Below are 8,349 nucleotides of genomic sequence, written 5' to 3'. Positions count from 1 at the left end.
GCGTAAACCCTAGTTCTATATTGCTTGCGTTTACAAGTATTTTGGATTTCAATCGAGTCCTCGCTTGAGGACCAACCCCTACCTGGAGACTTCCATGAATGACGTCGCTGCCCCCTTTGCCCCCTTCGCGCAACTGAATCACGTTGACCTTCCGGCCCCGGGGCGGAAGTCGCCTGTCGTAGGCGCCCCGCCGATCGAGCAAATAGTTGCATCCGCAAGCGAATTGGTTCCGGTGCTCCGCGCTCGTGCGCAGCGCACCGAGCAAGATCGCCGGGTATCTGACGAGACGACCCGGAACTTTCATGACGCTGGATTTTTCAAGTTGATGCAGCCGGCGCGCTATGGCGGCTACGAGTACGGGTTTACTGCGTTTATCGACGTTGTCAGCGAACTCGCGCGAGGCTGCACCTCATCGTCTTGGGGCTGTTCGCTGGGCGCCATCCACCAATGGTTGGTCGGCACGTTCCCTGAACAAGCCCAAGACGACGTCTGGGGTAAGGACCCCAGCGCAATCGTCTGCGGCTCCTATGCGCCAGCAACGATGGCCGAGAAGGTCGACGGGGGCTACGTCGTGCAAGGCAAATGGCTTTTCGCGTCCAACGTGGACAACTCCCAGTGGGCGTTGCTGGGCGTTCAGTTTCCGGCGGAAGAAAAGGGTGCCCCGACGACGGCTGGCTTTCTGCTCGCGCCACGATCGGACTGGTCGATCGAGGACAACTGGCACGTGGCCGGCCAGGCAGGCACGGGATCCAAGGCGGTCGTCATCGACAAGCCGACCTTTATTCCGGGGCACCGCAAGCTGACGTTCGCAGAGGCTTCCTCGAACCACCCTCCTGGCACCAAGGTGAATGCGAACTCGATCTACCGTATTCCTTTCCTTTCGGCGGTGCCGGTTTGCCTTGTTTCGCCCATCATCGGTACAGCTCAAGGCGCCGTCGACGAACTGATCGATTTGGCCGGTTCGCGCGTAACCCGAGGGGCCGTTTCTGGAGGAGGAAGCAGGCTGAGCGAGTTCTTCCCGGTCCAATCTCGTCTGGCCGAAGCGTCGGCGAGCGTGGATGCGGCGCGGCTACTGCTCTACCGTGATACCGCACAAGTGGAGCAGATGGCGGCAGATGGTCACGTCATCAGCGTCGAACAACGGATTCGCAATCGACGCGACCATGCCTTCGCCGCTCGCCTTTCGCGAGATGCTGTCGAAGCGGTGTTCGCCAGCGTGGGAGGCGCTGGCTTGTCGCTGAATCAGCCGATTCAGCGCATGTGGCGCGACGCGAACGCCATCTCGCGCCACATCAGTCTCAACTGGGACGCGGTCTCTTCGATGGTGGGGCAATACCTACTCGGCCTCGAGCCGAAGGGCCAGTACTGAACGAGGCGTCTGCCATGTACTCCTGGGCACTTATCACGGGCGACGCGGCCGATACGGTCGATGCTCGCCAGCTACGGCAGGCGCTCGGCGCATTCCCGACGGGGGTGTGCCTCGTGACGACCACTACACCAGACGGCAAGCGCGAGGGCATGACGATCAACTCGTTCTCCTCCGTTTCGCTGGATCCACCTTTGATTTTGTGGAGCATCCGCGACGACACTCGCAGTGCCGATGCATTTCTTGCGGCAAGACCTTTCAATCTCAGCGTGTTGAACGCCGAGCAGCGTGACCTGGCTTGGCATTTCGCCAAGCCCGCGCCGGACAAGTTCGAGCGCTTCTTCGACGCCTTCGAAATCGGACCCAACGGCTGTCCGAAGCTCGTCGAGAGCGTGGCGAMGTTCGAATGCTCGACGTATTCGCGTCATCAGGAGGGAGATCACACGATCATCCTTGGGCGAGTGGATCGCTTTTCGCGGACCGAATCGCCCCCTTTGCTCTTTCATTCGGGACAGATGGGATCGTTGTGGGAGCTAGCCGACACCTTGGCTCGGCCGCAATAGCGCCTCGTCGTTTCGATCGGCGCTGAGACCCAGATTGGCGACGTGACGCATTCGAACCCTTAACGAGGCGCGCAAATGAAAGTCATATTCAAATCTCCGTAGCGGAAATCACGCGCTCGTCAGCGCCCGTCAATGACCGCTTCCTCGCACGAAGCGATCATTCGCGTGGAATTCTTGTATGACTGCGATGGTCTAGGGTTGACATACGGCGGCCATTATTGCCTTCCGAAAAGCAGTCGCTCAATGTTCGACATGAACAACACACCGCCTTTGCCGGTGATGCCAAGGTCCGGCATCACCAAGTGTGGAGGGGGCTGGGCTGCTACAGCTTGCCGATCACCGCCTTGAGATCATCCACGGCAGCCGGCTTAGGCACGTGCGCATTGAAACCCGCTTCGAGCGCACGGCGCGCGTCGGCCCTTCGGCCGAATCCCGACATCGCGATCGCTCTCAGGTCGCGTGTGCGGGGCCGCCTTCGCACCTCGGCAATCAACTTGTAGCCGTCCATCTCGGGCATGCCCAGGTCCGAGATAGCAGGTCATAGCTGCTGGTCTCGAGCAATTCGAGGGCCTTCCTCGCACTGTCCGCCACGTCGACGACCGCGCCCTCGAGGCGCAACACTTCAGCAAAGGGAGCCAGGCCTTCGACGAAATCGTCAACCGCCAGCACGCGCCAACCCTTGAGGTCTGCCTCGACCGGCGTGATCTCGGGCGCCTCGGGCGCTTCCGCGCCCTGCAAGGGCAGCCATACCGTGAACGTGGAACCTCGGCCCAAGCCCTCTGACTGCGCCTTCACCCGACCGCCGTGCGCCCGCGTGAGCTCGTCGACCAGGGCGAGCCCGATGCCCAGGCCGACATTGCCCGATGACTCGGCGCCGGCCTGATTGAACATGCCGAACACGTGAGGCAGTTGCTCGGGGTCGATGCCGCTGCCCGTGTCGGCAACAACGACCTTGGCGAAATCATCCTCGGCCGCAACGTCGACCTTGATGCTGCCGCCATCTGGCGTGAACTTGACGGCGTTGCTCAACAGGTTCCACACGATCTGCTCGACGCGAACGCGGTCGCCATGGCAGCGCACACCGGCTTCGGCGTGAAACTCGACCTCGATGCGCTTGTTGGCCAGCTCGTGGGTTGCGGACCTCGTCAACGAGCGGGCGATGTCGCCGATGTCGACGTCGACTCGGTTTAGGCGTAGCTTGCCAGTACGAATCCGTGAGAGATCCAGCAAATCATTGATGATGCGCGTCTGGCTGCTGACCGCACGCTTGATCGTGTCGCCGATCCGGCGCACCGCCGGATGCTCCGACACCGCAGGCAGCCGGTTCAGCAATTCGGCATTCATCTGGATCAGGTTCAGCGGCTGCTTCAGCTCATGCGACATGACCGCCAAGAATTTGTCCTTCAGTTCGTTGGCACCATCTGCGCRCTCATGTTGGCCTGTTTCTCCTTGAGCAGCAGGTGTTCGTGCGCGAGTTCCTGTTGCTTGGTACCTGTCATGTCGCGTGCAATCTTGGCGAACCCGGGTCCGGCGGCGCCTTCGAGCGGTGTCAGCACGCCGCTTGCGAAGAAGCGGCTGCCGTCCTTGCGACGGTGCCACCGTTCGTCTTCGGCGCGACCGGCTTCCGCGGCAGTACGCATCTCTTGCTCGGGGATCCCATGCGCCCGGTCCTCGGCCGTGAAGATGGTGGCAATCGGCTGGCCTATCATCTCCACCTCGGCGTAGCCGAAGATCCGCGCCCGCGTTCCAGGTCGCGATGATGCCCTGCGCGTCGGTCGTGATGATCGCGAAGTCGCGGGTGGTCGCCGCCACCACCTTCAGGCGCTCCTCGCCCACGCGCACGCGCTCCTCGGCCGCCCGCAACGCCGTGATGTCGAAAAAATTGAGGATCGCGCCTTCGATCTTGTCCTCGGAGGTCCGGTACGGCAGGATCCGCGCCAGGAAATTCCGGCCRTCTCTGCTGGTGACATGGCGTTCACTGGCGCGCAGGTCCTTGAACGCCGCGGCCGCGTCTTCGGCGAGCTCGGGATACTCCAGCCGACTCGTCATGTCGAACAGGGATCGGCCCAGATCGGACGGGATCAGGTTGAACAGGTTGCTCGCATGCGGCGTATAGCGCTTGATGTGCATGCCGCGATCGACGAACACGGTGGCGATTTCGGACGAGGAGATCAGGTTCTGGAGATCGTCGTTGATTTGACCGCGCTCCTCGACCTTCGCCTTGAGCTCGTAGTTGACCGTGACGAGTTCCTCGTTCAAGGATTGCAGTTCTTCCTTGCTGGTCTCCAGCTCCTCGGTGGCCGAGCGAAGCTCTTCGTTGATCGCCTGCAGCTCCTCGTTGGACGCCTTCAGCTCCTCGGCGGAAGTCTCCGAGCCCTCGATCACCTCCTGCAGGTGCAGCTTCAATCCATGCAACTCCCGCTCGAGCTGGCCGATCAGGAGGGTCTGCGCAGCGTCGGGCGGACTTTTCGGTCTGCTCGGTCGCGGCTTCGCCATGCGGTTCATCGCTGTAGGGAGAGACCTGTTTTGCATCGGGCAGCCTGATGCGTTGAGCGTTGCTCCAGATCTCGATCAGGCGCTGTCCCATCTCGGCCACGGGAAGCACGATGTCCACCATGCCGGTGGCGATTGCTGCCGCCGGCATACCGTCGTGCTCGGCGTCGTCGGGCGACTGCGCCATCGTGATGCCGCCATGCTCCTTGACCGCCTTGAGCCCGACGGCGCCGTCGCTGCCGGTTCCGGACAGGACGATGCAGACGGCGCGTTCCCGGTGGACCAGGCCAAGGGTTCGAAAAAAGCGGTCGACGGCCAAGTGAGGGCCTTTTTCGCGCTGGCGCGGCTTCGAGGTCAGGTGTCCGTCCTCCATCGCCAGGTCGACGCCGGGCTGGATCACGTAGACCTGGTTGGCTTCGATGCGGGCAGCCGCCTGAACCTGCGACACCTGCATGCCCGTGACACGTTGAAGAATCTCGGGCACGCTGCTCTCGTGCTTGGGTGAAAGATGCAAGATGACGACAAACGCCATTCCTGACTGGGCCGGCATCTGCTCGAAGAAGCGCAGCAGCGCATCGATGCCGCCAGCAGACGCCCCAATGCCGATGACGGGAAAATTCAGTGACCTGGGAGTCAGGGCGGTCTCTTCCGAGGACACTGAGGGCGGTTGCTGCAGCGTGGCCATAAATTCTCGATGAATCCGCTGGTCGGGCGCGAGGCAGGCCCATTAACACACTGTCGATGATCGCGCAATTTCGGCGCCACGGGAAACCCGGGGCGGGATTTTCGCGTAGCGTCAATGTTTTTCCGAGGAGCCGGGCAGTCGGGAGCCAAGCGGCGAGGGCTCGGGCTGCCAGTATTTGCCATACGAAGCAGACGGCGACTTCTCGCTCGTCCCCGTGGGCGCACTTGGCAACAGAAAGTCGCCGAGCCGAATCTCGGGCGCCCATTGCCGTGCCACGCACAGGTCGCGTGCTTTTCTCCAATCGGTACATTTGGAAACAAGGGGCCCCCTTAACCGGACCTTGGCGAACTTTTGCTTCTGTTGCCGCGAGCGTGAGTTCGCGGCCGAGCTTGGCAGCAGTCATTCGGCGTGATCGCCCGGTTGCGCAACGGCTGCTATCGGCGAGTTTGGTGAACGGGCAGTCCCGGCCAGGACCGGTCCTTCGGCGGCACCTCCGAAAATGCCTCGAAAGCAGTCACTGGTTGGCCTACTGTCGCCTGAACTTGCAATCGTGACGACCGCCAGCCTGAGTGTCAGCCGTTCTRCCCGGACCAGTCGGGCTGTGCACCGTGCTTCTCACACCATTGGACGAACGCCTGGACAAAGACCTGCATTCGACCGCGGACTGCGTCCGTCAAATGGCCAGAGTCGTCAAAGCACCCCTCAACATGACCGAGGTGTACCTCCGGATTCGGCAATGTCGTGGCATTCACAGTCACGAAAGCCTGTCGAAGGTTGTGAACCGCGCACACGCCGCCCAAAGGACCCGTACTCAGTCCAACAATTCCCGCAGGCTTGGCTGCCCAGCTGTTCTCACCGTAAGGCCTTGAGCCGACATCCACCGCATTCTTCAGGCAGTCGGGCACGGTGCGGTTGTACTCAGGAGTAGCCACCAGTACCGCGTCCGAGCGTGACAGGTCGCGGCGGAAACGCAGCCAAGCCTCCGGCGGATTCAGCTCAAGATCCGCGTTGTACAGAGGCAGATCGCCGATGGGGAGTTCTGACAGGCTGTGCCGCGTGGGAAGAAGTTTCTTCAGCTCGGCCGCCACCTTGCGGCTCCACGAGTCCTGCCGAAGGCTTCCAATGATCAGGGCGATCTGCATTTGCGTTCAATCGAGACGAATGTTCTTGCTCAGGATCAGAGACTTCCAGCGTGCCTGCTCCCTCCGCGTGATCGTTGCCATCTCCTCGGGTGTGGAGGTCGCCGGCTCTGCGTAGGCAGCGCGAATCCGCTCTTGCACTTCCGGATCCTWGCTCGCCTTCCTCTACAAGCGCAAGCCTGTGCAGTGGCGGCCGTCGTCCCCGAAGCTCGTCGCCTGGCTGGCGGCGTTCGGCCGGCACGAGCCGGCGTTCGGGCGCACGAAGCCGCCGGCGGCCTGAGGAGGCGCTAAACCCTGCATTCATCGAGTCAGAGACGAAGACCTGGGCCGAGATCGTCAAGTCCTCGAACATCGAGCGGAAGCAGCGCCGACAGAGGCGGCAGGCGATGGAACCTCTGCGCTAGCATCTCCTCCCGACGCGAGAGCAGGAGCCGAATGTGGCCGATACGCGCAAGCCCGTGGTCATCAACCGCATCTCGGCGCCGAAGCCCTTCGACGTACTCGCGAACCAGTTGCGCGAAGCGATCCTGCGCGGCAATATCTCAGAGGGCGACTCCCCGAGCGACGCATGAAACAGCACATCGGCGCCACCCACGACCGGACGATCGTGTCGGGCACGGTCGAAGTTCCTCTTTCGGACACGTGAAGAAAGGAGCCAAGCCATGAGCGTGACGTTCTCCGTCGGCGACATGACGGTCCACCGCATCGTCGAGCTCGACGCCCCGTTCCTGCCGGCGCTCGGGATGCTTCCTGCACTGACGCCCGAACTGCTCGACGAGAACCGGAGCTGGCTGCGGCCGCACTCGCTCGATGCCGACGATGTCTTCAGGCTTTGCTACCAATCGTACGTCGTGCGGACCCCGCATCACACGATCCTCGTCGACAGCTGCCTGGGCAACGACAAGCAGCGCCCGCGGCCGGAATGGCACATGAAGTCCGACGACACCTACATGCGGGCGCTGGGGGCGGTAGGTCTGTCCGTCGGCGACATCGACTTCGTCATGTGCACGCACCTGCACCTCGATCACGTCGGCTGGAACACGAGGCTCGTCGACGGCGAATGGGTGCCCACGTTCCCGAACGCACGCTACGTGTTCAGCCGGCGCGAGCATGCGGCCACCGAAGCCGCGAACGCGCGAACCGCCAACGCGGTGTATGAGGACAGCGTCCTGCCGATCGTTCGCGCGGGCCGGGCTGAGCTCGTCGACGACGACTTCCAGCTCGGCGACCACGTTCGCATCCTGTCGACGCCGGGCCACACCGAAGGTCACGTGTCGTTGTGCTTCGGCTCGAGGCGGGAYGAGGTCGCGATGACCGGCGACCTGATCCACGTGCCGCTGCAGACGAGGTATCCCAAACTCTCGTTCGCCTTTGACAAAGATCCCGCCCTCGCTGCGATCACGCGCAGGGCATTCCTCGAGCGCTATTGCGATACGCCGACGCTGTGCTGCACGGCCCACTTCCCGTCTCCGTCGGTCGGAAGGATCCGGCGTTGGGGCGAGGGGTATCGGCTCGAGGACCCGAATCGCCGCTAAGTGTAGGTACTTATCGGGTCGCCTTGGCAGCGACTCTGGCGAGAGCGGCCTTGGCCCGTGTGACCTTGGCCAGGATGTCCGAAGCGCTGGCCGTCCAGATGAAGGGCTTTGGATCGATGTTGTGGTGCGCGACGTACAGATCGATGGCCAACTCCAGCTCGGCGACGCTGGTGAAGCTGTCGCGCCGGATGCGCTGCTCGGGGTAGTCGTCCTTTCCGTGCAGAAAGATACTACAAGGGCTTCTACAAGGGCTTCCACCGAATGCAAGCGATGCTCGTCTTTACGGCCTCTCGCGTATTGAGGGTCGTTGGCGCTGCTGATTGGTCATGACGCCGAATCTGCGGGGCGACATCTGTGGCGAGACAAGGATGCGGACTGGCTGTACTAAAACGGTCATTGATGGGGTCGATTTGTTTTCGGTGTCAAAACTGACGGCTTGCATCCCCAGTGGCGGCGCGGGGTCAGTTCGCTAAGTTGTTGATTTCGCGAGCATTGCTGTTCACCGCACTGCGGCGTATCGTGTCCGCCCCCCGAACTGCGAAGGAGCGCGGCAATGCAAGGCTGGCAG

8 protein-coding genes and 1 pseudogene are annotated in these 8,349 nt (G+C 62.4%); 4 read left to right on the top strand and 5 right to left on the bottom strand.

From position 1 onward, the window contains the following. Positions 1-94 precede the first annotated feature (94 nt). Together AC1DY5_RS32210 and AC1DY5_RS32205 are read left to right on the top strand one after the other, a co-directional pair. The gene (locus AC1DY5_RS32210; protein ID WP_478118087.1) at positions 95-1,369 is read left to right on the top strand and encodes an acyl-CoA dehydrogenase family protein; all 1,275 of its coding nucleotides are present in this window, start codon (positions 95-97) and stop codon (positions 1,367-1,369) included. A 14-nt stretch (positions 1,370-1,383) separates the two neighbouring features. Beyond that, positions 1,384-1,929, top strand: a complete 546-nt coding sequence (locus AC1DY5_RS32205) for a flavin reductase family protein (RefSeq protein WP_478118085.1) — start codon at positions 1,384-1,386, stop codon at positions 1,927-1,929. 322 nt (positions 1,930-2,251) lie between these two features. Here AC1DY5_RS32205 and AC1DY5_RS32200 read toward each other — a convergent pair whose 3' ends face one another. The 4 genes and pseudogenes from AC1DY5_RS32200 to AC1DY5_RS32185 form a co-directional block, all read right to left on the bottom strand. After that, on the bottom strand, positions 2,252-2,446 hold the full coding sequence (locus AC1DY5_RS32200; RefSeq protein WP_478118084.1) for a response regulator: 195 nt from the start codon (positions 2,444-2,446) through the stop codon (positions 2,252-2,254). Further along, positions 2,419-3,741 (bottom strand): hybrid sensor histidine kinase/response regulator, encoded by a 1,323-nt coding sequence (locus tag AC1DY5_RS32195; protein ID WP_478118088.1) that lies wholly within the window; start codon positions 3,739-3,741, stop codon positions 2,419-2,421. Before AC1DY5_RS32195 ends, AC1DY5_RS32200 begins: the two co-directional genes overlap by 28 nt. 45 nt (positions 3,742-3,786) lie before the next feature. Further along, positions 3,787-4,998 (bottom strand): annotated as a pseudogene (locus AC1DY5_RS32190) (PAS domain-containing protein); the annotation flags it as partial. Between the two features lie 681 nt (positions 4,999-5,679). Then, positions 5,680-6,249 (bottom strand): NADPH-dependent FMN reductase, encoded by a 570-nt coding sequence (locus AC1DY5_RS32185; protein ID WP_478118082.1) that lies wholly within the window; start codon positions 6,247-6,249, stop codon positions 5,680-5,682. 434 nt (positions 6,250-6,683) lie between these two features. Here AC1DY5_RS32185 and AC1DY5_RS32180 point away from each other — a divergent pair, with 434 nt between their 5' ends. Together AC1DY5_RS32180 and AC1DY5_RS32175 are read left to right on the top strand one after the other, a co-directional pair. Then, the gene (locus tag AC1DY5_RS32180; protein WP_478118081.1) at positions 6,684-6,818 is read left to right on the top strand and encodes a hypothetical protein; all 135 of its coding nucleotides are present in this window, start codon (positions 6,684-6,686) and stop codon (positions 6,816-6,818) included. A gap of 90 nt (positions 6,819-6,908) precedes the next feature. Continuing rightward, on the top strand, positions 6,909-7,781 hold the full coding sequence (locus AC1DY5_RS32175) for an MBL fold metallo-hydrolase (protein WP_478118079.1): 873 nt from the start codon (positions 6,909-6,911) through the stop codon (positions 7,779-7,781). Positions 7,782-7,791: 10 nt separating this feature from the next. Here the strand turns inward: AC1DY5_RS32175 and AC1DY5_RS32170 are convergent, their stop codons facing one another. Then, positions 7,792-7,932 (bottom strand): hypothetical protein, encoded by a 141-nt coding sequence (locus tag AC1DY5_RS32170; RefSeq protein WP_478118078.1) that lies wholly within the window; start codon positions 7,930-7,932, stop codon positions 7,792-7,794. Positions 7,933-8,349 lie beyond the last annotated feature (417 nt).

The organism is Variovorax sp. P4_D9 (assembly GCF_056401695.1).
The sequence above is the reverse complement of the archived record's forward strand: the minus strand, read 5'-3'. Positions and strand labels throughout refer to the sequence as shown.